Genomic DNA, 25,487 nt, shown 5'->3' on the forward strand with positions numbered 1-25,487 from the left:
AGCCCCCGTCGATGTCGCACTTCGCGCCCAATGTTGGTCAACAACACGGGCTCGGAGTGCGACATCGACTTCGGTTTAAGGCAGGACGCGGGTGACCCTTTGATCCACGGCCTGCCGGACCCTTTCGTGCAGCGCCCGCAGCCCTTCCCGACCGGCCGGTACCTCCAGCACGGAGCGGCCGCGGAACGGCTCGGCCAGCGCCGCGGTGAGCTCCGCCGTCGTGCCAACGCTCCGATGCACAACGCCATAACCGGCCGCAAGGGCGGCAAGGTCCACCGAGTGCGGCGTGCCAAAGAGACGCTCGACGACGGCGGCGTACCGCGGGCGACCGGCCAGAATGCCGTGTTCCAGAGTCGTAAAGATCCCGCCCCCGCTGTCGTTGAGCACCACCAATTGCAGATCGGGTTCCGGCTCGCCCGTGCCCAGCAGCAGGCCGCCGGCATCGTGCAAAAGAGTCAGATCCCCCAGCAAAACCCGCGTCGACGCACCGTCTGCCAGCGCAATTCCGCCACCGGTCGAGACGGTTCCGTCAATTCCGGCCAGGCCGCGGTTGGCGAAGACCCGCACCGTGTCCCGACCCGGGACGGGATGCGGTTTGGGTCGACCGGCCAGATCCACGTCCCGGACCGGATTGGAAGATCCCAGCATCAGGTTTCCGCGGGTCTGTGCCCAGACCGCGCGGGCCAGATGCAGCCCGGTCAGCGGCCCCGGCTGCGTCAACACCTCGTCCAGAGCCGCCTCGGCCCCCAGAGCCGCTATCTGCCAGGATTCCAGCCAGTCCGCAGGGCCATGGCCGGCAAAGGCGATGAGCTCGTCCCAGTCCGTCAGCACCAGCTCAGGTCGACGTCCCGGCTCAAACCAGGCAACCTTGCGGGGCAGATACAGGGCCCGTTCCAGGTCTGCCCGGGCCAGCAGCGCGGCCACCGGCCGGGACAGAGTCGGGCGCCCGAAAACCACCACCCGCTCGATCGGCTGCGGCGAACCCGCCCCGAAATACTCCAGCAGCAACCGGTAGGGGCCGATGGCGTTCGGGCCATAGCGGGCGTTCGACGACGGCTCTGCCAACAGCGGAAGTCCCAGGCTACGGGCAAAGATCTCCGCGGAGGCACCGGCCCCGTGCCCGGCGACGACGACACTCCGCCGCGAGTTCCCCGTGCGCACCGGAGCCGGTTCGACGGTTTGCGGCGCTGTTGCGACTCGCTCGGCGGATTGCGCTGCCCCGGCAGTATCGGTCTCAGCGGTGTTGGCCTCCCTAGTGTCGGCGTCCGCAGTGTTGGACTCCACAGAGTCCTCATACACGGGCAGCTCCCAACCGCTGCCGTTCAGCGCCGGCGTCAGCGGATCCCGGAACGCCAGATTGAGCTGTACGGGCCCTGCAGGCGTACCGGGAAGTCTTCCCTGGGCCGCGCTCAGCGCCGTGCCGATGGCCGTCGTCGGGTCCGTCCCTGCGGCCACGTCGGTAGCGAAGCGTACATGGTCGCCGAAGATATCCAGCTGGACCGTCGTTTGGTTGGCGCCTGTCCCGCGCAGTTCCTCCGGGCGGTCCGCCGAAAGCACCAGCAGCGGTACTGCGGCATGGTTGGCTTCCATGACCGCCGGCAGGAGGTTCCCCACCGCGGTCCCGGAGGTGGTCAGCACCGCGGCCGGTCCGCCGCTGCCAAGCGCCAGCCCCAAGGCAGTGAATCCGGCTACCCGCTCATCAATGCGTACCTGCAGACGCAGCAGACCCACCGCTTCCGCCTCGGCCAGCGCGTAGGACATCGGCGCGCTGCGGGACCCGGGAGCCAGCACCACCTGACGCACTCCTCCGGTGATCAGTGCCTGTACGGCAAGCCGAGCCGCATCCATCGAGCTAAGAAAAGTCACACCCACCATCTAACCTCATCGACTGTGCACTGGATGTCCCGAAGAGGGCCATATCGGACCGCATCGGGACATCAGTGGCTCAGCTGATGCGGCCTGCGGCGAGAACCGCATAGCTGCGCCGCAGACGGTCCAGCCACCAGTCCCTGCGCGGCCCGGAGGCGGCGTACTTCTCCAGCAGATCGGGCTCCGCGGCGACGTCGCGCACGGCAATGTGCCCACCCTCCGCGACCAGCGATTCCCGCACGACGTCACCACCCATCAGCGACACCGTGCCCAGTCCGCAGGCGTAGGGAAGGTCGGGCAGTGCCGCAGCCAGCGCCACCCCGGCCCTGATCCCCACGGAGCTGTCCAGTGCAGAGCTGACGACGGCGGGCAGGCCGGCTTCGGCGACGATAGCCAGGGCACGCCGCACTCCCCGCAGCGGTGCCGCCTTGACGATGATCAGATCGGCGGCACCAGCGCGGGCGACGGCCAACGGATCGGTTTCTTTTCGTACGCTTTCGTCGGCCGCGATCAGCACTGGGATGCCGCGTTCAGCCACGATGCGGCGGACCGCTGCCAGTCCGTCGATGCTCGGTACCGGCTGCTCTGCGTACTCCAGCTGGAAGGCGGCCAGTTGGGTCAATGCCTGAACGGCCTCATCGACGGACCAGCCGCCATTAGCATCCACCCGGAGTGCAGCGTCGGGGAGTGCTGCCCGAACGGCGGCAACCCGGGCCACGTCGTCGTCCAGGGTCTGTCCGCGCTCCGCCACCTTCACCTTGACGGCCACGGCGGTATCAAAGGACGCAAGAATCCCGGGAACGCGCGCGGCGTCCACGGCTGGAACGGTCGCGTTGACGGGGATGGAACTGCGCAGCGGTTCGGGGAACCCTTCCCAGCCTGCCTCAATGGCGCCGTCAAGCCAGCGGGCGGATTCAGCGTCGTCGTACTCGGGAAAGGGGGAAAACTCCGACCAGCCGGCGGGACCATCGAAGAGCAGAATCTCGCGCTGCAGGACCCCGCGGAACCTGACCCGCATGGGCAGGACCACCACATGTGAGGCGGCCATCAATTGGTCCAGTGCGGGCAAGCGATCCTGGTCCCTCGAGGGCTGCATCTTTCCACTCTAACGCCGCGGACCAGCACTGGCGCTCCCGCCATAGCCGGCGCCGCGAAGCCCACCACAGAGGGTGTCGGGGTGGTCCCACCATCGTCGGCGCCGGGGCGTACCCACTATGGGCGGTGCCGGCATCGTCGGTGCCGGCATCGTCGGTGCCGGGGCGCTCCCACTATGACGCGTCCGGCCGCTCCCGACGAGGGCGGCGCCGTCCGCGCGCGCAGTGGAAGACGATGACCGGCGCAGACCTAGGCTGCGCACAGCACACGCCAACCAATCTATGGGAGCCTAGAAGAGATGAAATCGAGTTCCCCGGCCTCCAGACAGAACCGGCGCCATGCCTCGCCGCTGGCGGCGCCGCACCCCGGTTATTTCCTGCTGGCCGCCGTCATCGCTGTGCTGGGCATAGTCGGCACCTATCTGTTCTACATCCGCACCACCACGGGTCAGTACATTGATGAGTCGGCTCTCGACGAGGCGGCTCGGGCCCAGGCCGTGATCGGGACGCCAAGCGCAACTTTCCTCGATGCCCTGCCCGCAATCTCCGTGGTGATCGCCGCCGTCGTCGTGGTCGTTGTCATGTTCGCCCGACGCCGCTGGCTGTCCGCAGGGATCGCGGTGACCGCGATGGTGGCAGCAAACCTGTGCACGCAGCTGATTAAGTCATCGCTGCCCGACCGTCCGGACCGCGGGGTTGTCACGTTGGATCTGAATTCGCTGCCATCCGGGCACAGCACGCTGGCAGCATCCGCGGCCGCGGCCGTCTTTTTGGTTGTTTCGCCGAGTTGGCGCCCGGCCGTGGGATTTTTCGGCGGCAGCTACGCCGTCTTCGCCGGTGTGGCTACGCTGATCAATCAATGGCACCGGCCCGCCGACGTGATCACCGCGTTTTTGGTCGTGGCATTCTGGACCGTACTGGCCGGACTTGCGATCATGCGCACAGGATCGAGCTGGAACGTCTGGGACGGTTATGGCGAGCACTGGGCCGCGTCACGGATCTGGCCGTTCCTGTCCGTGCTCGCGGGCGTGCTGGCCGCGGTGCTGGCAGTACTGGTGCTGCGGGAACTCACTCCCGCCGGCGGAAATCAGGTGAGCACCACGAATTATTTGTGGGTGGGTGTGGCCCTGATCGTGATCTGCGGTTATCTGGTGACAGTGGCCGGGACGCTACTCTTCGGCCTGGAAGCACGCCAAAGAGCACGTCCCCCGCTGAGCCGGACTGCACGGAGCGGAGCTGAGTCGCGCTGAGCCGGACTGCACTGCACTGGTGCGAACTGCGCTGGTGCGGACAGCACAGGTGTGGACTGCACTGGACCGCGCTGCGCTGAGCTGGGCTGCACGAACTGGACCGCGGGAACCAGCGGTGCGCCGCATTATCGGCGGAGTCCTGGACCCCGTCCGCTGCGCCGGGTCGTCTGCGTGGTGCGGCGCTGTTCCGAGGGCCCGCGGAGAACGGCCGCGCCCCGGTCAGGCGCATTGCGCGGAATCCAGTACCACAGGGCCGCTGCCGCCGCCAGACCGAGGACACCGGTGGCGGAGATTCCAATTGACAGCGTCGCGACCGCCGTCAGCCCGGAAAGCAGCGCAGGGCCACCCGAACTTCCGACGTCCGAAAGGAAGCGCCAGATCCCGAGGAACTGCGCCCGGCCGCACGACGGCGAATAGTCGGCGCCAAGCGTCATCACCATGCCCGACCCGATCCCGTTGCCGAATCCAATCAGCAGCGAGACCAACAACAACGTTCCGGCACCGGTGCTCAAGGGCATCAGTATCAGCGCGAGTCCCATCAGCAGCATGGACGGAACAGCAACCCAGGTTCTCCCGTTTCGGTCCATCACCATCCCCGCAGGGTAGAAGACCAGCATGTCAATCGCTCCGGACAGACCGTAGATCAACGACGTCGTGGCGGCATCAAGACCAAGGTTCTCGGCCCACAGCGGGATGACCGCCTGCCGGGATGCGCGGACCGCACTGACCAGCAGCACGCCGAGCCCCACGGTAAGGAATACCCTCCGGTGGCTGACCAACAGCGAGCGGACGCTGGGAGGAGGCGCTGGGGCGGCGGACCGACTGCTGTACGGATGGACGAGGTCCGGAAGCGTCCAAGCGACCGCGCCGGCGGCCACCACCGCGGCGGCTCCGACCCAGTAGGCGCCGGACAGGCCCATCAGCTGAATAGCCAGCGCACCCGCAAACGGGCCGGCGAACACACCCACGCGCATGACCCCGCCCAGTGTGGACAACGCCCGGGCCCGGAACTGCACGGGAACGGCCTCGGTCAGGTAACTCTGCCGGGCCAGATTGAAAACGGCAGACGCCGCACCGATCAGGAAAATTCCCACGGCGAAAACCCAGATGTTGGGAGCGAGCCCGCAGCACACCATGGCGAACATACTCATGGTAGCCGCGACGATGATCGCGGGGCGTTCTCCGTATTTCGCCGTCAGCAAAGAAGCGGGGACATTGCTCAGCAGCGAGCCAATCCCCAGCAGTGTGACGATCAGCGCCGCGGCTGCAACAGAGGCACCCAGACCCCGCGAGCTCAGTGCGACAACGGGAAGAATGGCGCCTTCGCCGAGGCCGAAGAGGAGCGAAGGTCCGAAGGCTGGAATGGCGATTTTGCGCAGGCTGAGCCTGCCTGCGCTGTCATTTTCTCTCACCCACCTACTTTAGGCTCACCGCCTGCAGTCCGCCGGGGGCAACCGCTACGCGCTGGTTTCCTTGAGCCGGGTAATGAACCAACGGGACTGGTCGGGCCCATAGGGCAGAATCGGAATCGCTTTGGTTGCCAGGTCGGGCATTTCCCGACTGGCTTGCAGGGCCTGTCCGACCGCAGTCGCCATTGTCCTGGCCATAACGCGGACAAAATCGTCGCTGACGGGCAAACCATGCCCCGGCACGAGGAAGTCATAGCGGTTCCGGAGCGCGGAGAGCTGCCGTAAAGTATTGGCCCAGTCGACGGGGTAGGAATCCTCGAAGGAAGGATGCGCACCCTGCTCCACCAAGTCCCCGGCGAAAAGCGCGGTCTCTGCACCCACCAGCAGGTCACCATCGGTGTGTCCGCGTCCCAGATAAAACAGTGTGGCCGCACGTCCGCCCAGATCGATGAGAACTGGCTGGTCTTTGACTAAAGCGCTCGGCAGCACTATGTGCGTGTTCTCACCCTCGCCTGCAGCCATTTCCGCCTCGGCCCCGTCCAGCGCCGACCGCTGGGATTCCGCCTCATCCACCATTTCACGGGCCGCGTTTTCGTGGGCCCAGAATTCGGTCGCTCCGGCGGCAGCGAACACGGCGTTGCCGAAAAAATGATCATAGTGCGCGTGGGTATTAACCACCGTCAAAGGGAGGTCCGTCAGCTCGCGGATGGCGGTAAGGATTTCCGCCGCCTGCCGCGGTCCGCACCCGGTATCGATGACCAAGCCCCGATCCCTGCCAACCACCAATCCCGTATTGAGCAGCGCACCAGGGGTGCTCAATACGTAGTTCCCGGCTCCGACTTCACGCCAATGCGCCATGAATTTCCCTATTTTCCGCTCGTTTCGGATCTGTCCCGCTTACGTCCGGCCCAGTGCCGCCCGTCACGTAGCGCTGAGTCAACCATATTCCAGAGCGGCTGCCGCCGGACCCGACGCTACGCCGCCGGAGCGTTTTCCGCCCGGGTCAGCTGTTTTCCACCGGCCCGGCCATTTTCCCTGCCCTGCCCTGCCCTGCCCTGCCCTGCCCTGCCCTGCCCTGCCCGACCATTTCCCCCCGCCCCTGCCACGGGACGTTCCATCTCAACGCGCGACCCTTACAAGTCCACCAGAATCGCGCCCGGGTTCTCGATTGCGTCCGCCACATAGCGCAGGAATCCCCCGGCCGTGCCGCCGTCGCAGACGCGGTGGTCGAAGACCAAGGTGAGCTCGGTGAGCTTCCGGACTGCAAGCACGCCGTCCACTACCCACGGCTTATCTATGATCCGACCAATGCCCAGGATGGCCGACTCCGGATAATTGATAATGGCCGCCGAGCCGTCCACGCCGAAAACTCCGTAGTTATTGAGCGTAAAGGTACCGCGCGTCAGCTCTGCCGGTGTCGCCTTTCCCTGACGTACGACGGCGGTCAGCCGACGGATCTCGGTGTCCAGTTCCCTGGCGCTGAGCTTCTCGGCGTGTTCGATGGACGGGACCATCAGTCCGCGGTCTGTCTGGGCAGCAAAGCCCAGATTCACGCCATCCAGGGCGACGATGTCGTGGCCGTCGGGCGTGGTTACGATCCTGGTGTTGAGCTCCGGATACCGGGTCAGGCCGGCCATAACAAAACGGGCGATGAACGCCAGCAGGCCGGGTGTGCTGGCCGGATGGGTCTGCTTCAGCTTCCGGCGGAGTTCCACCAATGCCGTAGCGTCAACGTCGACCCAGACGGTGGCCTCCGGGATTTCGCTGCGGCTTCGCGTCAGATTGGCAGCCACCGTTTTCCGCAGGCCTTTCAACGGCGTGCGGCCGCGGATGGTCAGTCCCGTTCTTTCATCACGCCCGCCGGCATCGATCCGCAGATCATTTCGGCCAGCGCCGTCCACCCCGCGGGTCCCCGCGGACGTCGTTTCCGTGCCTGCACTGCCTGCACTGCCTGCACTGCCTGCACTGCCTGCACTGCCTGCACTGCCTGCACTGCTTGCACTGCTTGCAGGAAATTGTCCGGCAACGGTTGCTTCGACGTCTTTGCGCAGGATCAGCCCCTGCGGGCCCGACCCCGCGATGAGTCGCAGCGGGACGCCGTTGTCACGGGCGAGCTTGCGGACCAACGGCGAAATCACCAGCGGGGCAGATCCCTGCCCGAGGCCGTCGATATCACCACCAGGCCGCTGATTGAGGACGTTCGCATCACCACCAGGCCGAGGATCGAACCCGTCCGGATCACCGCCCGTTTCGACGGGTATCACCAGCACGACGGGCTCGCTCAGCGTCTTCTTCCGCGGACGGGTCCGGCCGCCGGCACCGTGTCCGGAGGTGCCGTAGCCGATCAGCACGTTTCCGGAACCCTCTGCCTTGGCCACGCTCTCCACCCGCTCCCCGGCCTCGACCGTCGATGGGGCGACGGATACGGAGATCAGCGGCTTGCCGACATCCATCGTCTGCCCCGCTTCCCCGTGAAGTACCGCCACCAAGCCGGCAAAGGGTGAGGGCACCTCCACGACGGATTTGGCCGTTTCCACCTCCGCGATCGGCTGATCCACGATGATTTCATCCCCCACGTTGACCAGCCAGTTCACCAACTCCGCCTCGGTCAGGCCCTCCCCCAGATCCGGCAGCAAAAACACCTGCAGACTCACTTGTCCTCCCACTGGAGCTCGTCCACGACATCCAGGATGCGGTCCACGCCCGGCAGATACTGCTGCTCCAGCTTCGGCGCAGGGTACGGAATGTCGAAGCCCGTAACGCGCCGCACGGGTGATGCGAGGGAGTGGAAGCAACGCTCCTGCACCCGCGCCACGATCTCCGCGGCAACGGAGGCAAATCCGGGGGCTTCGGCGATCACCACGGCGCGCCCCGTGCGCCGCACGGCGGCACAGACCGTTTCATCGTCGAACGGCACCAGCGAGCGCACATCGATCACCTGCAGTGATCGGCCCTCCTCCGCCGCCGTTTCCGCGGCGGCGAGCGCCGTCGGCACGGAGGGTCCGTAGGCGATCAGGGTTGCATCAGATCCTTCCCTGACGATGACGGCCTTGCCGATCGATGTTACCGCTGTGGCTTCCGCTCCGGTGCCGTCGGCGTAGCGGAGGCGCAGAGCATCGACATCCACCTCTTCCTTGGCGAAATAGAGCTTCTTCGGCTCCAGGAAAACCACCGGATCCGGGCAGGCAATGGCGTCCCGCAACATCGTGTAGGCATCCGCCGCGGTGGACGGCGCCAGCACGGTCAGCCCGGGCGTGTGCACATAGTAAGCCTCGGAGGAATCACAGTGGTGCTCCACCCCGCCGATCCCACCCGCGTAGGGGATCCTGATGACCATCGGCAGCCGGACCTTGCCCTTGGTGCGGTTGGCCATCTTGGCCACATGGCTGACGACCTGCTCGAAGGCCGGGTAAGCGAAGGCATCAAACTGCATCTCCACCACCGGCTTCATCTTGTTCATGGCCATCCCGACAGCCATCCCCACAATGCCCGATTCGGCCAGCGGCGTGTCAAAGCAGCGCTCCTCGCCGAAGCGCTTGGTCAGACCGTCCGTGATTCGGAAGACTCCGCCGAGCAGGCCCACGTCCTCACCGAAGACGACGACGGCGTCGTCGGCTTCCATGGCGTCCGACATGGCGAGGTTCAGCGCCTTCGCAAACGTCAGTGACTGCGGCTTCGCTGCTGCGGGTCCTGCCGGCAGCCCTGTCGCGGGGGCAGCCGCGGGGGCAGCCGCGGGCGGTGTCTGCACCGACGGATCTGCCGCCGTCGGGCTGGCTGAAATCGTCGTCATGACGTGGCTCCTTCGCGGCTGAGTTCCTCGCGCAGCATGTCCGACTGCTCGAGCAGTTGGGGCGTGGGCTCGCTGTAGACGAACCTGAAAAGGTCCTGCGGATCCACCGTGACCTCGACGTTCAGTCCGTCGCGCAACACTGCGGCGACGCGTTCGGCCTCGGCACCAATCCGTTCTTCTTCGGCGGCGGTCAGGAGACCGGCCGTGCTCAGATATGTCCGCAGGCGCAGCAGCGGATCGCGGGGTTCCCAGGCTCGGACCTCGTCGTCCGAGCGGTACCGGCTGGCGTCGTCGGCGTTGGTATGTGACTGCATCCGGTAGGTGTGGGCCTCGATCAGCGACGGGCCGCCCCCGCTCCGGGCGCGCCGAACGGCGTCATCCAGCACGGCGAGCAGCGCGGCCAGATCGTTGCCGTCCACGCGTTCGCCCGGCATCCCGTAGCCGATCGCCTTGTGCGCGAGGGACGGCGCCACGCTCTGATGGATCAGCGGCACCGAAATGGCGTATTCGTTGTTCTGCACAAAAAAGATCACCGGGACATGGAAAACGGCCGCAAAATTCAACGCCTCATGGAAGTCACCCTCGCTGCTGGCCCCATCGCCGCACAGTGCGACGACGACGGTGTCCTCGCCCCTGAGCTTGGCAGCGTGGGCGACGCCGACTGCGTGCAGCAGCTGCGTGGCCAGCGGCGTTGATTGGGTGGCGACATTGTGTTCGTAGGGGTCGTAGCCACCGTGCCAGCTGCCGCGGAGCAGCTCCATCACCTGCACCGGATCGACGCCGCGGGCCATCACCGCAACGGTGTCCCGGTAGGTGGGGAACAGCCAGTCATGGTCCGCAAGGCACATCGCCGCGGCCACCTGGCAGGCCTCCTGGCCGTGCGACGACGGGTAGACCGCCATTCTGCCTTGCCGGACCAGCGCCGACGCCTGATCATTCACGCGCCGACCCATGACGAGCTGACCGTACCCGCGCAGCAGGGTCTGCTCCGTCGGCAGCGCATAGCTCGTCTTAAACGTCCGGCCGACGGCGGCGGAACCGTTTTCGTCGATCAGTCTCACCGGCTGCTGGGATGGCAGCATGTCCGCTTCGGGCTGCGCCGTTCCTCGGGAATGCGGGCTCACTCCATCACCGTCCTTACTGTCGGGCGTTCCATCCGTTCCCGAGGCGGGGCGCCGCAGGAGACCCAGAACTTCAAGATGCTCTGAACCTAAAGATGCTCTGGTTCTCAATTATGCGATCGACGGACAATTCGTATCCAGAGGTGGCAAAAACTGTGGAAAATACCATCAATATGACGTATTCTGGCAGACGGAATGTAAATGTGAGCCGGATTGCGTTCCGTTTTTCCCATGGCGTCTTCCCCCGCCACCCTTTTGCAGAGAGTTTGCAGAGAGCAGCCAAGTGGCCGATCCCAACCCCGCACCGCTGGACGACGTTGACCGCAGAATCATTGCCGAACTGACCCGGGACGGCCGGATGTCCGTGACAACGGTGGCGGAAAACGTCCACATCTCCCGGGCCCACGCCTACTCCCGCATCGCGCGGCTGACCGGAGACGGCGTGCTGACCAAGTTCACCGCGCTGGTGGATCCGACCAAGGCCGGCCTGCGGTCGTCCGCGTATGTCACGCTGAAGGTCCGCCAGCATTCCTGGCGCGAGCTGAAGGAAAAGCTGCGGGCCATCCCGGAGATTCACCACATAGCCCTGGTCGGCGGGGACTTCGACGTGATCCTGCTGGTGCGGGCGGTGGACAATGTGGACCTGCGCCGGGTCATCTTCGATCAGCTGCAGTCCATGCCCGGCGTGCTGGACACCCAGACGTTCCTGGTGTTCGAGGACGTGGACACCCGTTGACCGGCGGATGTCGGGGGGGGTCGGCCTCCGCGAGCCGGTCCGGGTCGCTGGCTTCCTGGGCCGCACTCACAGGCTTTGCTGCAGATGAGTCCCCGAGCGCATCTGGTCCACCCATTCGACACCGTCCACGTCGCGCCCACTCCAGGATCCGAATGCCCTGTGCATCGCGGCGAGGTCATACTCGACGGAACGTTCCGCACCGTAGACAGCCACCACCGCATTCCGGATGAGATCGGATATCGAACGTCCGATGCATGCGGCGACCACATCGAGGGTCCGTCGTTCTTCCTCCGTGAGGTAAATCTGCGCCCGCAGCACCAAGTTCTAAGCCCACATTCGGACCACACATTGGAGTAGGCGCCCACGAGCGGACCGGCAGAGTAAGAAACAATTTTCGCGGGCGCCCCGTAGCTGTCGGTCTGCCCGCCTCAGGCCCGGTCCTTCGGTTTTGCCTCCGCCCGATCTGGATCGCTCTCATGGTGGACCGCGACGCCGGCAGTCACCAGGCCAATGCCGAACAGGTCTTCGGACGTGTGCATCTGCCCGAGCACCACGAGACCCATACGGGTGGCAGCCGCCGGCAGCTTTGCCGAGCATCAACGCGAACGTCGTCCGGGGCAGCTGCAGTTCTTCGGCGGCTCACGATTATCGATATCGAGCGCGGCACATTCCGGGAAGCTGGACTGCTGCTGCCGGGCGGCTCACTGCGAAGTCTTGACGCCCTGCACCTTGCCGTGGCGGAACGGATGGCGGCCGATGAATTCGTGACTACGATGTCCGGCAGGCCGATGCCGCCCGCACGGTGGGGCTCACGGTCGTGGATCCCTCCTGACGTCACGCAACTGTCGCGGGACCACGCAGTAAGACTAAGCCCGACGACGGCGTGAACTGGCTGGCGGTGAATTCCGTCCCTGCGGGGTCGCGGATCAGGACAGTACGCGTCCACTCGGTATCGTCCTGCGCCACGATCTGCCCAGCCCGCTGAGGCATCAGGCTCGGGCTTTATCGGCGAACCGTTGCCGGGCTGCTTGGCGGGATACTCCTAGTGCGAGGGCAATCTGGTTCCAGGATCTGCCGCGCGCCCGGGCCATGTTAACGGTCTCCCGCAGATGTACTTCATCGGCGCGTAGGGCTTCGGAAATCACCGCGACCTCTCGAAGGTCGTCCGTAACGTCAACCTCCACGGCATCGGGGTCAAGTTCGTCGGCGAGGTGCTCGAATCGCTGCGCGGCCCGCTCAATCTCATCTTCCGTGTGCTGCATGTCAGCATCCGGCACCCCGTGCATGCGCGCTGGCTCGCCGATCCGCATACAGACAAGATATCTTGTCTAAGTCGGAGACGGCAAGAAAAACCGTTCACGGCTTTCTGCAAGCGGAAGCACAACGGGAACCTTGGTGGAATCTCCGCCGTCAGCGGCTGGAATTGACACCATGGTCTCCCTCCCCAAGCATCGCCTGGCGTACGTTTTTCACCACGCACGTGACCGCACAATGCCCGCAAGCCGAACCTTCACGGGAACGCCTCGGCATCCAAAAGGCAACGGTCAGCGGGCCAGTTCCGTCAGGTCGCGAGCTGGGCGCCCCACTCAGCACCACAAGTGCCGAACTGACGCGGCCAAGTGTCCGCGGACTCGGTAACATGAATTCGCCGAGCCGTCTGGGACGGGCATGGGTGGCGAAGACCTGCGGGAAAGCCGGTAATGCAGGCGACTCCGGTGCAGTCCGCTACTGAAAATAACAACTGCTGCCGTGGAATCAGCCGTGTGCACGTCACTGAAGTTCCACTGGTTCGTTGACCGCCTGCGCCCCCAGACGTCGTCGAGCCTGCCAGATGCAGAACCTGGCGCCCTCGGGATTGGTCAGCACCACACCGCGTCCGCCTTCTCCCCCGTCAGCAGGCGCCGAATGACCGCAGCTCTGGCCGAGACCAGCTGCCAGCCCTGCCCGGCCAGGCTGTGCTTTCGGCCTCACGCGGGCACAGTTTCCCGGCTCACCGGACCACCGCGAGCCGCGTGCAGACGAGCTCACCATTTTGGGCGAATTCTTCCACCCTGAACTCGATCCGCCGCGGCAGCACCGGCGCTCCGGCGCCCAGCGTCACCGGTGCATACTGGATCCATACCTCGTCAAGCAGGCCGTTGTCGTCGAACTGACCGACCAGGTCGCCGCCGCCCACAAGCCACAGGTTCCGACCAGCCGCAGCCGTAACCATCTCGGCATGCACCGCGGCCACTTCACCCTGGGTGAACCGCACGTCACCACCGCCGAAGGCCTCAATGTCACGATGGGTGAAAACCCAGCAAGGGATGGAGTAGGGCCAGTCGCCATCGCTATTGTCGCGGAGCCACTCGTATGTGGTGGCACCCATTGCCATGGCTCCAACAGCCTCGATGAAGCCGTCGTAGCCCATCGGTCCTTTACCGTCGACGTCACGCGAGAGTAACCACGAGAGCGAGTTATCGGCGTCGGCAATGAAGCCATCCAGGGAACTGGCAGTGTAGTAGATCGATTTCATCGTCATATCCTGTCAGTCCCCATGGCGACTGACAATGACCCAATCCAAGGCGCGACCGGCCAGGGGCTGCCTCTGCCGGCCGTTTCCGTCACGAAAATCAGCGAAGAAGCGAGCGTCACAATCGTATTCCTTAGCTTCTCCGCGGAGTTGAGATTTCTGGAGCTCGTTTGCCGTTGCAGCATTGGCACGGATAAGCCCGAATGTGGCCGCGACCGCAGTCAGTGCGAACAGAAGGCTCAATGACAGAGCCGCATAGTATTCGGGGGCCGGCCAGGGAATAGTTCTGTCACCGCCGAATGAGGTGACCATGAGCCACGCGACGAAGAACCCGAGTCCGACGGATAGCAGAAGAACCGCCAGCAGCGGAACAGCGGCCTCACGGACGATGACCCTACGCAGGACTGCGACGGGCATGCCCATCAGCCGCATCAGCCGGATCAGCCCCAGCACGCGCTTGGGGTCAAGGATCGCAGCCGCGGTGGACACGGCCAGTGAGATTCCGGCGATGACGACGGCCACGAAGACGCCGATGTAGGCAAATGCCGACAATCCTTGGATCAGTCGTGTGCTGCTCATCGTGGAGAGGTCCGCGGGAGAGCTGTTAGGGATGGCGGTCACCCCTGAGGTGTTCACTGGCGGCTCCGGCGAGGATGGAGACCATGAAGACCGCGATGACCAGCTCCGATACCGAGCGGAAGTTTGCCACCGGGGTTCGGCGCATCCGGCTGGCCGCGATGACTGCTGCGGCGTCGCCCGCCCGACGTAGCCCGATGCTGCTGACATGGTTCACCGAAGCCCTATTCGGCCGTTGCCCCATCGAGCTGAAACCCTCACAGTCGTGGACAGACGATGATTGATTCCTGGATCAGGACTACCGAAACCCCCGGTCCGGCGAGGGCTGGTGGGCGCTGCAGCAAGGAACGGGATCCGGACGAATCATCGGCGGAAACTTGTGCACGATCAATCTATTGCAGGGAACGCGCTACATGCCGCCACTGGCTGACGCGCTACTCATGATCGAAGGCGACTAGGAGAGCCATCCTGTAACGTTCGCCCGTGACCTCACCCCGCTCCTGCAACAGCCAGATGCCGACGGCGTCCGGGGCCTGTACGCTTCATGGCATGCCGGCCTCCGTTCCACTGAGCGTTTCCGATGCACGCGGCCAACTTGCTGCGATCATCAACCGCTCACACTGATCACGAGCCGGTTTTTCTGTCTCGACGCGGTCGCCGGGTGGCGGCCATTATCGACGCTGGCGATCTGGAGCGTCTGATCGAACTCGCAGAGGGTATGTCCATATTCGCGGGCCGAGGAATCGCGCGTAGAGATGCGCCAAAACGGAAAACGAACCGATTCCGTGGGAGGAAGTTAAGGCGGACCTCGGCCTCGTATGACTTATTCGGTCACGATCGCCCGGCTGCCGAACGTCAATAGCGCAAGTTTGACCCTCAGGTCCGTCGCGGGATGCAGGCCGCAATCGACCTCCTGGCCCGCGGCCCGCGTCCACCCATTCAGTCAGCGGCCAAAATCGGGTTTGCGCTTGGCGGCGAAGGCGGCAAAACCTTCGGCGTAATCGGCCGTCTTGGACAGTCCCGCCTGCGCGGTGTTTTCCAGCCCGACGGCGGACCACAGTCCCAGCCGCTCGTCGCGGATGGCGGCCACCAGGTCCTTGCTCGCGGCAAACGCCTGGGTTGGGCCGGATGCGACCTTGGCCGCGGTGGCACGGGTAAACGCAAGCAATTCGGCAGCGGGAAGGGAACGGCTGAAAAGGCCCGATGCGACGGCGTCGGCACCGCTCATGAGCTCCGCCGTGTAGATCAAATCCAGCGTTCGGTGTGCCCCCAGGCGTTCGGTGAGGAGCCAGTGCCCGCCGGAATCCAGCGTTGCGCCGAGATTCGCGAACGGGGAACCGATCTTGGCGGTGTCCGCGATGTAGACGACGTCGGTGGCAATCAGCAGACCCAAGCCCACGCCCAGGCAGGCACCCTGGGCCGCCGCGAAGGTGGGTGCCGGGAACGCGCTCATTTTCTTCAACAGCGGAGTCAGCAGGTCGCCGAGGTAGCCCATGGCGTCGTCGTTGTCGGGCGTGACGTTGGAGATGTCCCGGCCGGCGCAGAACGCGCGGCCCTCGCCGCGGAGCAGTAGCGCGCGGACGGTACCGTCCGCGGCGGCGGAGGCGGCGTCGTCGTACGCCTGACTCAGCTCCGTCAGCGCAGCCTCGTCCAGCGCATTGAGCTTGGCCGGGGCATTGAGGACGATTTCGGCGACGTTATCGGCGATGGTCAGGTCAATCATGGGCGTTCCCTTTTAGACGTCGTAGTCAACCGTGACTGCGTCACTGGTGGGACGGGCCTGGCAGGTGAGGACGTAGCCCTTTGCCACCTCGTCCGGTTCCAGTGCGTAGTTCTCCGCCATCTCAACGGTTCCGCTGACCAGTTTGGCGCGACAGGTGCCGCAGACGCCGCCGGCACAGGCGAAGGGGACATCCGGACGCACCCGCAGCGCCGCGTTCAGAATGGACTCCCGAGCGTGCGTGGGGCTGGCCACCACGCCCTCCAGACCGTCCAGTTTGAAGGTGATCCGGTAGGTTTTCACCGATTCGTCGACGACGATCGCGCGGCCGGCCTGCCCCTCGGGCCGGTCAGGCCGACCGGTACTGAAGAGTTCGAACCGTACCCGCTCCGGCGAAACACCGCGTTCAGCCAGGGTGTCACGGCACAGCTGGACCAGCTCAAACGGTCCGCACAGGAACCACTCGTCAATATCATCGGTGTGGATGGCCGCGCTGAGCAGCAGATCGAGTTTTTCGGCGTCGATCCGTCCGGTCATCAGGGGGGCTATCCGCTGCTCCCGGGACAGCACATGGTGCAGTGCCAGCCGGGCCGGGTACTGGTCCTTGAGGTCCGCCAGTTCCTCCAGGAACATCACGTCAATGGCCGCCTTGTTGGCGTACACCAGGTCAAACCGGGTCTGCGGATCGGCGGCCAGCAGGGTCCGGGCAATGGCTATCACGGGAGTGATGCCGGAGCCTGCCGCGATCGCCACGTAGCTCCCGGAGGCCCCCGCCAGCTGCTCCGGATGGTTCATGCTGTTCATCACGTTGCGCGGCATCCCGTGTTTGGAAATGAAAGCGCCCGACGGGCTCATCACGTCCAGTACCGCGCCGGGCTGCAGCTCGGCGTTGGCCCAGGTGGAAAACATGCCGCCCAGATCCCGCTTGATGGCCACCCGGATCTCCGAGCTGCCGTCCGGGAAATGGACCGGGACGGCGCAGATGGAATAGCTGCGCCGGATTTCCTGCGCCGCTCCTGACTCGTCCGGCAGCGTGGTGCGCAGGGCCACGTACTGCCCGGGGAGGTAGTCGAACTGTCCGGACAGCTCCGGTGGGACGGCGAACGTCACCTCAATCGCATCCTCGGTCAGCCGGCGCACCTGTGACACGGTGAGCGGATGGAAGGAGGCCCTGCGCTTCGCCGGGGTGTCCGGGGCAACTTCCTCCAGCAAGCTGGGAGGCACGGACGAGGGTGCGGTCGGTGAAACGGTCATCAGAGCACCTTGAAATAGTCGAAAGGTTCCTTGCAGTCCTGGCAGACATACAGCGCCTTGCAGGCTGTGGAGCCGAACCGGGTCAGTTCCTTCGTGTTCAGCGAGGAACACTGCGGACATTTGACCTGCAGGGTCAGCCGGACCGGGCCGCCCGCATTGTGGCTCAAGCCACCCGCGGTGGAATGTCCGGTGGGGGCGGCGATGCCGTACTCCTGCAGTTTCGATTTGCCGGCATCGCTCATCCAGTCCGTCGTCCACGCCGGCGAGAGCACCAGCTTCACGTGCACGGCCGGGTAACCTGCATGCTGAAACGCGGTGACCACATCGTCGCGTATCGCGTCCATGGCCGGGCAGCCTGAGTAGGTCGGCGTAATGGTGACCTCGACCGCCGGGACCAAACCGTCGTCGTCGTACAAGCGCACGTCCCGAAGGATGCCCAGATCCGCAATGCTGAGCACCGGAATCTCCGGATCGCAGACGCCTGCGGCAATGTCCCAGGCCTTCTGAACTGCCGTCGTCGTCCGTACCGTTCCCGGGACCGCGGTGTCCGTGTACCGGTCCACAACCATCACCAGTCCGCGCCCGGATGCTCGCGCGCCAGGACCTGCATCTCGGCCAGGATGAAGCCCAAGTGCTCGGAATGCCGTCCCTGTCGCCCGCCGCCGAGGGCCGCAGGCACCTGCGGAATCTCGATCTCCGCTTCCGTCAGGACCTCGCCGGTCAGCTGGTCAAAATCTGCACGCAGCGCAGAAGGTACGACGGCGGCGTCCCCGAGTCGGGCGGTCAGGTCATCATCTTCAAAGAGCTCACCGACATAGGGCCACAGCAGCCGAAAACCGGCGAGCAGGCGGCGGCGGGACTCCTCAGTGCCCAGGGCCAGCCGCAGCACCCACTGCGCGCTGTGGTCCCGATGATAGTCCACCTCTTTGACGGCCTTCGCAGCAATGGCCGCCAGCGTGGCATCGGCCGAGGCGGTCAGCCGGCGGTACAGCTCGTACTGGTAATACGACACGATGAACTGCCGCACGATGGTCACCGCGAAGTCGCCGTTGGGCTGCTCAAAAAGATGCGACGAGCGGAATTCCGGTTCCCGGCGGAAATAGGCCAGCTCGTCTTCGGTCTTGCCCCAGGCAGCTCCGGCGTAGGTCAGGAACGAACGGGCGTGGCCCAGCTGGTCCAGGGCGATATTGCCCAAGGCCACGTCCTCTTCCAGCTCCGGCGCGCGCGAAATCCAATGCCCAAGCCGCTGCGCCAGGATCAGGGCGTCGTCGCCGAGTCGGAGCGCGTATTCGCCCACGTCCTCGCTGGGCCTGGCGGTCCCATGCTGGACCGCGAGCGCGATGTCCTCAGGCCGCAGGGCATTCCCCGGCGTGATGCGCGTTGCGCTTGCTTCACTCACAGATGCTTCACACCCTCGCTCTTGACGTAATACGTCGCATGGCGGTAATCCTTGCCCTGCGGGGATTCGAAGAAGGAGCCCTTGGAATCCGGATCGCTGGCCGCAATCGCATCAGCGGGAACCACCCAGATGGAGACACCTTCGTTACGTCGGGTGTAGAGATCCCGCGCGTTCCGAAGCGCCATGGCCGCGTCCGGGGCGTGCAGGGATCCGGCGTGGACGTGCGAGAGGCCGCGGCTGGAGCGGACAAATACTTCCCACAACGGCCAGCCGAGAGATTCGCTCACGCCGCAACCTCATTCTTCGCGGCCATCTTCGCGGCGTACGCCGTCGCTGCCTCGCGAACCCAGGCGCCGCCCTCGTGCGCCTCACGCCGTCGTTCCATCCGCTGGGCATTGCAGGGACCACGGCCGGCCAGGACTTCCTTGAACTCGTCCCAGTCCAGCGCACCGTGTTCCCACTTCTTCGTTTCCTCGTTGAAACGGATCTCGGCATCCGGCAGGGAGAGTCCGAGCACCTTGACCTGCTCGGCCATCATCCCGACGAACCGGGATCGCAGTTCATCGTTGCTGAATCGCTTGATGTTCCACGCCATGGACTGCTTGGAGTTGGGCGAATCATCATCCGGCGGCCCGAACATCATCAGGGACGGGGCATACCAGCGGTTGACCGCATCCTGCGCCATCTGCTTCTGCGCGGGCGTCCCGTTGGCGAGCTCCAGGAGGATCTCGAAGCCCTGCCGCTGGTGGAAGGACTCTTCCTTGCAGACCCGGACCATCGCCCGTCCGTAGGGGCCAAAGGAGGCCCTGCACAGCGGCACCTGATTGCAGATCGCGGCGCCGTCGACCATCCAGCCGATGGCACCCATATCCGCCCACGTCACCGTGGGGTAGTTGAAGATACTGGAGTAGCGGGCCTTGCCCGCCACCAGCTGGCCCATCATCTCGTCGCGGGAGGTGCCGAGCGTTTCCGCCGCCGAGTACAAGTACAGCCCGTGGCCCGCTTCGTCCTGGACTTTGGCCATCAGGATGGCCTTGCGTTTGAGGCTCGGCGCGCGGGTGATCCAGTTTGCCTCCGGCTGCATGCCGATGATTTCGGAGTGCGCGTGCTGAGAGATCTGCCGCACCAGGGTGCGCCGGTACGCGTCCGGCATCCAGTCGCGCGGTTCGATCCGCGAGTCCGCCGCCATGGCACGGTCAAAGTACGCCTGCCCGGCCTCGGCATCGGCCTGCTGCTCTGGGGACTGCTGCGCTGCGGCACCGCTGACCGCCTGCAGTTGCTGCTCCATGACTACTCCTCCGGTACGGCCCTGACCTGCTGGGACCCTAAGCTGCTGCTGCCTGACCGCCGATGACTAATTACCGACCGTTCGTTCAGGATATAAGACGGCTGTGAGGTGCGTCAAGCGTCCGGGCCGGTCCGGGCCGGTCCGGGCCGGAGCGGGCCGGAGCGGGCCGGAGCGAGCCGGAAGGGTCTGCACCGCAGGACCGCACCCCCGGACATGAGAGCTGTTCGGATTGTGCCGAACAAGGAGCGGGAGTACTTCGGCTGCCGAGACTGACCATGACCTTCGCCGCAGTCGAACTTTGACCACCTGCAGCGTCAGAACACGCGCAAAACCGGCAACACGCCGACCCTTTCCCCTGCAACTGCCCGGAAGATGGTCAGAGTTCGACGGCAAGCCGGGGAGAACACCGCCCCGGCTGGATAGAGTGGCATTCATGACTGATGCCTCCCTCACTACGCCCCCTGACCGTGCCCTGCCTCCCGTCGCCAAGAAAGTCCCCGTCACCCGGACGCACCATGGGGACACCTTCACCGACAGCTTCGAATGGCTCCGCGACAAGGAGAATCCGGAGGTCAAGGCCCATCTGGAAGCGGAACAGGCCTACACGGATGCTGTCACGGCCGATCAGGAGCCGCTGCGGCAGGCCATTTTCGACGAGATTAAGAGCCGCACCCAAGAGACCGATCTCTCCGTACCCAGCCGGAAGGACGGCTGGTGGTACTACACCCGGACCGAGGAGGGCAAGGCCTACGGCGTGCATTGCCGGGTGCGGGCGGCGGACACCGGCAACCCGGTGCAGGATTGGACGCCGCCGGTGATCGAAGCGGGCGCGGAGATGCCGGGCGAGCAGATCCTGCTGGACGGCAATGCCGAGGCGGAGGGCAAACCCTTCTTCTCGCTCGGCGGCGCCGCGGTCACCAGGGACGGACATCTGTACGCCTATGCGCAGGACAACGCCGGGGACGAGGTTTTCACGGTGCGGATTAAGGACCTGCGGAGCGGTGAGCTGCTCGACGACGTGATCGAGCATGTGTTCTACGGGCTGGTCTTCGCTCCCGACGGCAACACGCTCTTCTACATGCTGGCCGACGAGTCCTGGCGCCCGTACCAGGTGAAATCCCATGTCTTGGGCACGCCCGTCGCGGCCGACGAGGTCCTTTATCAGGAGGATGACGTGGCCATGTGGACCGGCTTTGAGCTCTCCGCGGACCGCCGCGCCCTGGTGGTCAGCATCGGCTGCTCCGAATACAGCGAGTCCCGCTACCTGCGTTTCGACGCCCCCGAGGCCGGCCTGCAGATGGTCATCCCCCGGGCGGAAAACGTTCTCTACGACGCGGAGCCCTTCCTGTTGGACGGCGTGGAAAAGATCCTGCTCACGCATAACCGGGACGCGGTGAACTCGATGATTTCGCTGCTGGACGCGGCGGAGTTGGGCAGGCCGGTAGCCGAACAGCAGTGGGCGACGGTCGTGGAGCACGACGACGACGTCCGGGTCAACGGCGCGACGGTCACCGCAACGCACATGGTCCTGTCCGTCCGGCAGGACACCATCGAGCGGGTCCAGGTAATCGAGCTCTCCGGGCTGGGCACGCCAGCCCAGTCCCCCGCGGTGGGGGCGGCATTTGAGGAAGAGCTTTACACCACGAGCATGGGCGGATCCGACTATGAGGCGCCCGTGATCCGCCTCGGCTACACCTCCTATCTGACGCCGCCAAGAATCTATGACTACGTTCTACCCTCCGGCTCTGACAATCCCGCGGGCGACTCGAGTGGTCAGGGCGCCCGCGCAGCTGCTGGAACCGGCGCAGGCGGAACCGGTACGACAGATGTCACCGGAGGGGAACTGTTGCTCCGCAAGGAATCCCCCGTCCTGGGCGGTTACTCCCCCACCGACTATGTCGCCGAGCGGGAATGGGCGCAGGCCCCTGACGGTACCCGCGTCCCGCTGTCCGTCATCCGCCGGGCGGATCTGCACCGCGACAGCTCCAATGCGGGCGTGATCTACGGTTACGGCTCCTACGAGGTGAGCATGGATCCGGCGTTCTCCATTGCACGGCTGTCCCTGCTGGACCGCGGGATCGTGTTCGTCGTGGCGCATATCCGCGGCGGCGGCGAGATGGGGCGCCACTGGTATGAACAGGGCAAGAAGACGGATAAGAAGAACACCTTTACGGATTTCATTGCCGGCACGGACTGGCTGGCCGGCTCCGGCTGGGTCGATCCGGAGCGGATCGCGGCCATCGGCGGCTCCGCCGGCGGCCTGCTGATGGGTGCGGTAGCCAACCTGGCCCCGGAAAAGTTTGCCGCCGTCGTTGCCCAGGTCCCTTTTGTGGACGCGCTGACCACAATCCTCGATCCGGAGCTGCCGCTCTCGGCGCTGGAATGGGAGGAGTGGGGCAACCCGATCACGGACGCCGAGGTGTACCACTACATGAAGGACTACACGCCGTACGAGAATATCCGGCCGGTGGCTTACCCGCGGATCGCCGCCGTCACCAGTTTCAACGACACCCGCGTGCTGTATGTGGAGCCGGCCAAATGGGTGCAGGCGCTGCGGGAAACGACCACGGGCGGCGAGCCGATCGTGCTGAAGATCGAGATGGACGGTGGACATGGCGGCGCGTCGGGCCGCTATGAGGGGTGGAAGATGCGCGCCTGGGATTATGCCTTCGTGGCGGATGCCGTGGGCGCTACCGAGCTGCTCGGATAGCTGCCCCCTCCCCCGCTCCGCCCGGCTCCCAGCTCCCCGCTCCCGCGGCCCCCGCTCCGATCGACTGAGCAGAAGATGTCCCTCTGGGGACCTCTTCGGACATCTTCTGCTCAGTCGATGAGGGAAATGGGGAACCGTAGAATGCGCCGGCTTGACATCACCCGCCGCTAGGGTATTACCTAATGAACATTCGGTAAGTCAGGTGAGAGGAATCACATGCTCGGCAGCAGCATCAGTCACCCCATACTGACCAACGATTATGCGTCGGAGTGGCTGGGCATCGAGGTCCGCACGCTCGGCGACGGTCATGCCACGATCACCATGACCCTGCGGCGGGAAATGATGAACGGCTTCGGTGTGACGCATGGCGGGATGATCTTCGCCTTCGCCGATACCGCCTTCGCCCTGGCCTGCAACCCAGCGGACGGCGACGGCAGCACGATGACCGTGGCCTCCGGCGTCGACGTTAATTTCCTCAAGCCAAGCCACGAGGGCCAGACGATCACCGCCACGGCGGAGCGCCGGAGCAGCCAGGGGCGCAGCGGCATCTTTGACGTCCGGATCTTCGCGGGGGCGCCGGAGAACGACGAGGTGATCGCCGAATTCCGCGGCCGCAGCCGGACGGTTCCGAAGCGGGCCGTCCCGGACAAAACCATGCCTGACAAAACCGTGCCCGACAAAACCGTGCCCGACCTAACTACCATTTCAGCCAGTTCAAGTACCGGAGAGGCCCGTCAACGATGACCGACACAGCAATCCCCACGACCGCCCGCCACGACCCTGCCGCGCTGGATCCCGCGGAAACCATGAGCCGCGACGAGCTCGAGGCTCTGCAACTGCGCCGTTTGCAGCAGACGTTGGCCTATGCCTACGAACGGGTGCCGCTGTACAAGCGCAAGTTCGATGAGGTCGGAGTCCACCCCGACGATCTGCGCGCGCTGGAGGATCTGGCGAAGTTCCCGTACACCACCAAGGAGGACCTGCGCGGCGAATACCCGTTTGGCATGTTCGCCGTACCGCAGAACCAGATTGCCCGCATTCATGCCAGCTCCGGAACCACCGGCAGGCCCACGGTCGTCGGCTACACCAAAAACGATCTGGACGTGTGGGCCTCCCTGGTGGCAAGGTCCATGCGTGCCTCCGGCGTTCGTCCCGGCAACAAGGTTCACGTTGCCTACGGCTACGGACTTTTTACCGGCGGCCTGGGCGCGCACTACGGCGCGGAGGCCCTCGGCACTACGGTCATTCCGATGTCCGGCGGCCAGACAGAAAAGCAGGTCCAGCTCATCACCGATTTTGCGCCCGACGTCATCATGTGCACGCCGACGTACCTGTTGACAATTATGGATGCAATGCGCCATCAGGGCATCGATCCGCGCAAATCCTCGCTGAAGACCGCCGTCTGCGGAGCCGAACCGTGGACGGATGAGATGCGGCACGAGCTGGAAATGGGACTGGATCTGGATGCCTGCGACATTTACGGCCTCTCCGAGGTCATGGGTCCGGGCGTCGCGGGTGAATCGGTGGAGACCAAGGACGGCTGCCATATCTGGGAGGACCACTTCCGCCCGGAAATCATCGACCCGTTCGATCACACCACGGTTCTGAGCGATGGTCAGCATGGGGAGCTCGTCTTCACATCGCTGACCAAGGAGGCGCTGCCGGTCATCCGGTACCGGACCAAGGACCTGACCCGGCTGCTGCCCGGGACTGCGCGTCCGTCCATGCGCCGGATGGGCCGGATCACCGGGCGCAGCGATGACATGATCATTCTGCGCGGGGTGAATATGTTCCCGTCCCAGATCGAAGAAATCGCCCTGCGCATTCCCGCGCTCAGCCCGCATTTCCAGCTGGAACTCTCCCGTCCGGAGGGGCGCCGGATGGACGAAATGGCCATCAGGATTGAACCACGGGAAGGAACCACGCAGGAGGAGCGCACCGCCGCCGCGGCCACGCTCCAGGAGCAGATCAAGATCCACGTCGGCTCCTCGGCCCGGATCATCCTGGTGGAACCCGGCGAGCTGGAGCGGTCAAACGGCAAGCTCCGTAGGATCTACGATCTGCGCCCCAAGACGCCGTAGCCGCGTGAGAAACTGAGGATCATGACCATCGAGTCGAAACCTATGTCTGCGGAGTCCCCCGCCAAACGCGGGCGCCCTGGCTATGACCAGCAATCGGTACTGCGCATCTCGGTGGAGGTCTTCAACAAGCACGGTTATGAAGCAACGTCGATGGGTGTGCTGGCGGATTATCTGGGGATTTCAAAGTCGGCGATCTACCACCACGTCCCGTCCAAAGAGGACCTGCTCAGGCTCGCACTGGAGGAAGCCCTGGGCGGCCTGGAGGGGATTCTGGCCGAGCCCGGAGCCGCCGCCGGGGCTGCTGATGCGCGGCTGGAATTCGTACTGCGGCGCACGGTGGCCGTGCTGACGGACAAACTGCCGTTCGTCACCCTGCTGCTGCGGCTGCGCGGCAACACGGACATGGAGCGCGACGCGGTGGGCCGCCGCCGCGAGTTTGACCGCCGTGTGGCGGGCCTGATCGCAGACGCCCAGCGCGACGGATCACTGCGCCGGGACATCGACCCGCGGACCATCACGCGGTTGCTCTTCGGCACCATCAATTCCATTGTGGAATGGTATAAACCCGGCGGTTCGCTGTCTGCGGAACGCCTGGCCGACGACGTCATCACCATGGTCTTCAGCGGCCTGCACCGCTGAGCGGGGTCCATGAGACGAAAGACCGGTTGACCGGACTCC

Annotated in this window: 25 protein-coding genes and 1 pseudogene; 8 read left to right on the top strand and 18 right to left on the bottom strand. The window is 65.1% G+C overall.

Annotated elements, in window-relative coordinates:
• Nucleotides 1-75 precede the first annotated feature (75 nt).
• Together menD and QMG52_RS02940 are read right to left on the bottom strand one after the other, a co-directional pair.
• Entirely contained in the window at nucleotides 76-1,875 is a 1,800-nt protein-coding gene (gene menD, locus QMG52_RS02935) for a 2-succinyl-5-enolpyruvyl-6-hydroxy-3-cyclohexene-1-carboxylic-acid synthase (RefSeq protein WP_502920435.1), read from the bottom strand.
• Between the two features lie 70 nt (nucleotides 1,876-1,945).
• A complete protein-coding gene (locus tag QMG52_RS02940; protein ID WP_283558942.1) occupies nucleotides 1,946-2,965 on the bottom strand; it encodes an o-succinylbenzoate synthase in 1,020 nt (339 codons plus the stop codon).
• 297 nt (nucleotides 2,966-3,262) lie between these two features.
• Here QMG52_RS02940 and QMG52_RS02945 point away from each other — a divergent pair, with 297 nt between their 5' ends.
• Nucleotides 3,263-4,213 (top strand): phosphatase PAP2 family protein, encoded by a 951-nt coding sequence (locus QMG52_RS02945; RefSeq protein ID WP_283558943.1) that lies wholly within the window; start codon nucleotides 3,263-3,265, stop codon nucleotides 4,211-4,213.
• A 125-nt stretch (nucleotides 4,214-4,338) separates the two neighbouring features.
• Here the strand turns inward: QMG52_RS02945 and QMG52_RS02950 are convergent, their stop codons facing one another.
• The 5 genes from QMG52_RS02950 to pdhA all read right to left on the bottom strand — a co-directional run bounded on the left by QMG52_RS02950 (nucleotide 4,339) and on the right by pdhA (nucleotide 10,494).
• Complete coding sequence (locus tag QMG52_RS02950; RefSeq protein WP_283558944.1) at nucleotides 4,339-5,625, bottom strand: MFS transporter; 1,287 nt, start codon at nucleotides 5,623-5,625, stop codon at nucleotides 4,339-4,341.
• Nucleotides 5,626-5,670: 45 nt separating this feature from the next.
• On the bottom strand, nucleotides 5,671-6,480 hold the full coding sequence (locus QMG52_RS02955; RefSeq protein ID WP_283558945.1) for an MBL fold metallo-hydrolase: 810 nt from the start codon (nucleotides 6,478-6,480) through the stop codon (nucleotides 5,671-5,673).
• A gap of 275 nt (nucleotides 6,481-6,755) precedes the next feature.
• Complete coding sequence (locus tag QMG52_RS02960) at nucleotides 6,756-8,276, bottom strand: dihydrolipoamide acetyltransferase family protein (protein WP_283558946.1); 1,521 nt, start codon at nucleotides 8,274-8,276, stop codon at nucleotides 6,756-6,758.
• Complete coding sequence (locus QMG52_RS02965) at nucleotides 8,273-9,412, bottom strand: alpha-ketoacid dehydrogenase subunit beta (RefSeq protein ID WP_283558947.1); 1,140 nt, start codon at nucleotides 9,410-9,412, stop codon at nucleotides 8,273-8,275. The genes QMG52_RS02960 and QMG52_RS02965 overlap by 4 nt, the downstream gene beginning before the upstream one ends.
• Nucleotides 9,409-10,494 carry a pyruvate dehydrogenase (acetyl-transferring) E1 component subunit alpha gene (gene pdhA / locus QMG52_RS02970; RefSeq protein ID WP_283559070.1) on the bottom strand — a complete coding sequence of 362 codons (1,086 nt, stop codon included), beginning with the start codon at nucleotides 10,492-10,494 and terminating at the stop codon, nucleotides 9,409-9,411. The genes QMG52_RS02965 and pdhA overlap by 4 nt, the downstream gene beginning before the upstream one ends.
• 322 nt (nucleotides 10,495-10,816) lie before the next feature.
• Here pdhA and QMG52_RS02975 point away from each other — a divergent pair, with 322 nt between their 5' ends.
• Nucleotides 10,817-11,269, top strand: coding sequence for an Lrp/AsnC family transcriptional regulator (locus tag QMG52_RS02975; RefSeq protein WP_283558948.1), 453 nt, complete (start codon nucleotides 10,817-10,819; stop codon nucleotides 11,267-11,269).
• Nucleotides 11,270-11,335: 66 nt separating this feature from the next.
• On the opposite strand, the gene QMG52_RS02980 is transcribed toward QMG52_RS02975, so the two are convergent.
• The gene (locus QMG52_RS02980) at nucleotides 11,336-11,590 is read right to left on the bottom strand and encodes a ribbon-helix-helix domain-containing protein (protein WP_283558949.1); all 255 of its coding nucleotides are present in this window, start codon (nucleotides 11,588-11,590) and stop codon (nucleotides 11,336-11,338) included.
• A 155-nt stretch (nucleotides 11,591-11,745) separates the two neighbouring features.
• On the opposite strand from QMG52_RS02980, the gene QMG52_RS02985 reads away from it, so the two are divergent.
• A complete protein-coding gene (locus QMG52_RS02985) occupies nucleotides 11,746-12,156 on the top strand; it encodes a PIN domain-containing protein (RefSeq protein WP_283558950.1) in 411 nt (136 codons plus the stop codon).
• A 102-nt stretch (nucleotides 12,157-12,258) separates the two neighbouring features.
• On the opposite strand, the gene QMG52_RS02990 is transcribed toward QMG52_RS02985, so the two are convergent.
• The 4 genes from QMG52_RS02990 to QMG52_RS03005 form a co-directional block, all read right to left on the bottom strand.
• Nucleotides 12,259-12,531, bottom strand: a complete 273-nt coding sequence (locus QMG52_RS02990) for a hypothetical protein (RefSeq protein WP_283558951.1) — start codon at nucleotides 12,529-12,531, stop codon at nucleotides 12,259-12,261.
• A 728-nt stretch (nucleotides 12,532-13,259) separates the two neighbouring features.
• Nucleotides 13,260-13,784: a dihydrofolate reductase family protein gene (locus tag QMG52_RS02995; protein ID WP_283558952.1), complete on the bottom strand. Its 525-nt coding sequence runs from the start codon at nucleotides 13,782-13,784 to the stop codon at nucleotides 13,260-13,262.
• A gap of 12 nt (nucleotides 13,785-13,796) precedes the next feature.
• Entirely contained in the window at nucleotides 13,797-14,417 is a 621-nt protein-coding gene (locus QMG52_RS03000; RefSeq protein ID WP_283558953.1) for an FtsX-like permease family protein, read from the bottom strand.
• Nucleotides 14,386-14,574 carry a hypothetical protein gene (locus QMG52_RS03005; RefSeq protein ID WP_283558954.1) on the bottom strand — a complete coding sequence of 63 codons (189 nt, stop codon included), beginning with the start codon at nucleotides 14,572-14,574 and terminating at the stop codon, nucleotides 14,386-14,388. The genes QMG52_RS03000 and QMG52_RS03005 overlap by 32 nt, the downstream gene beginning before the upstream one ends.
• Before the next feature lie 148 nt (nucleotides 14,575-14,722).
• On the opposite strand from QMG52_RS03005, the gene QMG52_RS22095 reads away from it, so the two are divergent.
• Entirely contained in the window at nucleotides 14,723-14,815 is a 93-nt protein-coding gene (locus QMG52_RS22095) for a hypothetical protein (protein WP_502920442.1), read from the top strand.
• A 485-nt stretch (nucleotides 14,816-15,300) separates the two neighbouring features.
• Here QMG52_RS22095 and QMG52_RS03010 read toward each other — a convergent pair whose 3' ends face one another.
• Genes QMG52_RS03010 through paaA form a run of 6 tightly spaced genes read right to left on the bottom strand, consistent with a single transcriptional unit; the run spans nucleotide 15,301 to nucleotide 20,018 of the window.
• Complete coding sequence (locus QMG52_RS03010) at nucleotides 15,301-16,080, bottom strand: enoyl-CoA hydratase/isomerase family protein (RefSeq protein WP_283558955.1); 780 nt, start codon at nucleotides 16,078-16,080, stop codon at nucleotides 15,301-15,303.
• Between the two features lie 12 nt (nucleotides 16,081-16,092).
• On the bottom strand, nucleotides 16,093-17,331 hold the full coding sequence (gene paaE / locus QMG52_RS03015; RefSeq protein ID WP_283558956.1) for a 1,2-phenylacetyl-CoA epoxidase subunit PaaE: 1,239 nt from the start codon (nucleotides 17,329-17,331) through the stop codon (nucleotides 16,093-16,095).
• Nucleotides 17,331-17,900, bottom strand: a complete 570-nt coding sequence (gene paaD / locus QMG52_RS03020) for a 1,2-phenylacetyl-CoA epoxidase subunit PaaD (RefSeq protein ID WP_283558957.1) — start codon at nucleotides 17,898-17,900, stop codon at nucleotides 17,331-17,333. The genes paaE and paaD overlap by 1 nt, the downstream gene beginning before the upstream one ends.
• Nucleotides 17,900-18,730 carry a 1,2-phenylacetyl-CoA epoxidase subunit PaaC gene (gene paaC / locus QMG52_RS03025; protein WP_283558958.1) on the bottom strand — a complete coding sequence of 277 codons (831 nt, stop codon included), beginning with the start codon at nucleotides 18,728-18,730 and terminating at the stop codon, nucleotides 17,900-17,902. The genes paaD and paaC overlap by 1 nt, the downstream gene beginning before the upstream one ends.
• On the bottom strand, nucleotides 18,727-19,017 hold the full coding sequence (gene paaB, locus QMG52_RS03030) for a 1,2-phenylacetyl-CoA epoxidase subunit PaaB (protein WP_283558959.1): 291 nt from the start codon (nucleotides 19,015-19,017) through the stop codon (nucleotides 18,727-18,729). The genes paaC and paaB overlap by 4 nt, the downstream gene beginning before the upstream one ends.
• Nucleotides 19,014-20,018: a 1,2-phenylacetyl-CoA epoxidase subunit PaaA gene (gene paaA, locus QMG52_RS03035; protein ID WP_283558960.1), complete on the bottom strand. Its 1,005-nt coding sequence runs from the start codon at nucleotides 20,016-20,018 to the stop codon at nucleotides 19,014-19,016. The genes paaB and paaA overlap by 4 nt, the downstream gene beginning before the upstream one ends.
• Before the next feature lie 433 nt (nucleotides 20,019-20,451).
• On the opposite strand from paaA, the gene QMG52_RS03040 reads away from it, so the two are divergent.
• From QMG52_RS03040 to QMG52_RS03055, 4 genes and pseudogenes are all read left to right on the top strand, one after another.
• Nucleotides 20,452-22,728 (top strand): S9 family peptidase, encoded by a 2,277-nt coding sequence (locus QMG52_RS03040; protein WP_283558961.1) that lies wholly within the window; start codon nucleotides 20,452-20,454, stop codon nucleotides 22,726-22,728.
• Between the two features lie 216 nt (nucleotides 22,729-22,944).
• Nucleotides 22,945-23,364, top strand: a pseudogene (gene paaI, locus QMG52_RS03045) (hydroxyphenylacetyl-CoA thioesterase PaaI); the annotation flags it as partial.
• A gap of 104 nt (nucleotides 23,365-23,468) precedes the next feature.
• Nucleotides 23,469-24,809, top strand: coding sequence for a phenylacetate--CoA ligase PaaK (gene paaK / locus QMG52_RS03050; RefSeq protein WP_283558962.1), 1,341 nt, complete (start codon nucleotides 23,469-23,471; stop codon nucleotides 24,807-24,809).
• Between the two features lie 21 nt (nucleotides 24,810-24,830).
• On the top strand, nucleotides 24,831-25,448 hold the full coding sequence (locus QMG52_RS03055) for a TetR/AcrR family transcriptional regulator (protein ID WP_283558963.1): 618 nt from the start codon (nucleotides 24,831-24,833) through the stop codon (nucleotides 25,446-25,448).
• Nucleotides 25,449-25,487 lie beyond the last annotated feature (39 nt).

This window comes from Paenarthrobacter sp. PH39-S1 (genome assembly GCF_030063245.1).
In the GTDB taxonomy this organism is placed as follows: domain Bacteria; phylum Actinomycetota; class Actinomycetes; order Actinomycetales; family Micrococcaceae; genus Arthrobacter_M.

Coding starts and splice junctions, on each gene's coding strand:
- QMG52_RS03055 (WP_283558963.1), top strand. CDS start 24,831: ATGACCATCGAGTCGAAACCTATGTCTGCGGAGTCCCCCGCCAAACGC.
- QMG52_RS02995 (WP_283558952.1), bottom strand. CDS start 13,784: ATGAAATCGATCTACTACACTGCCAGTTCCCTGGATGGCTTCATTGCC.
- QMG52_RS03040 (WP_283558961.1), top strand. CDS start 20,452: ATGACTGATGCCTCCCTCACTACGCCCCCTGACCGTGCCCTGCCTCCC.
- QMG52_RS02940 (WP_283558942.1), bottom strand. CDS start 2,965: ATGCAGCCCTCGAGGGACCAGGATCGCTTGCCCGCACTGGACCAATTG.
- paaD (WP_283558957.1), bottom strand. CDS start 17,900: ATGGTTGTGGACCGGTACACGGACACCGCGGTCCCGGGAACGGTACGG.
- QMG52_RS02965 (WP_283558947.1), bottom strand. CDS start 9,412: ATGACGACGATTTCAGCCAGCCCGACGGCGGCAGATCCGTCGGTGCAG.
- paaK (WP_283558962.1), top strand. CDS start 23,469: ATGACCGACACAGCAATCCCCACGACCGCCCGCCACGACCCTGCCGCG.
- QMG52_RS02945 (WP_283558943.1), top strand. CDS start 3,263: ATGAAATCGAGTTCCCCGGCCTCCAGACAGAACCGGCGCCATGCCTCG.
- menD (WP_502920435.1), bottom strand. CDS start 1,875: ATGGTGGGTGTGACTTTTCTTAGCTCGATGGATGCGGCTCGGCTTGCC.
- QMG52_RS02985 (WP_283558950.1), top strand. CDS start 11,746: ATGGTGGACCGCGACGCCGGCAGTCACCAGGCCAATGCCGAACAGGTC.
- QMG52_RS03010 (WP_283558955.1), bottom strand. CDS start 16,080: ATGATTGACCTGACCATCGCCGATAACGTCGCCGAAATCGTCCTCAAT.
- paaE (WP_283558956.1), bottom strand. CDS start 17,331: ATGACCGTTTCACCGACCGCACCCTCGTCCGTGCCTCCCAGCTTGCTG.
- pdhA (WP_283559070.1), bottom strand. CDS start 10,494: ATGCTGCCATCCCAGCAGCCGGTGAGACTGATCGACGAAAACGGTTCC.
- paaA (WP_283558960.1), bottom strand. CDS start 20,018: ATGGAGCAGCAACTGCAGGCGGTCAGCGGTGCCGCAGCGCAGCAGTCC.
- QMG52_RS02990 (WP_283558951.1), bottom strand. CDS start 12,531: ATGCAGCACACGGAAGATGAGATTGAGCGGGCCGCGCAGCGATTCGAG.
- QMG52_RS02955 (WP_283558945.1), bottom strand. CDS start 6,480: ATGGCGCATTGGCGTGAAGTCGGAGCCGGGAACTACGTATTGAGCACC.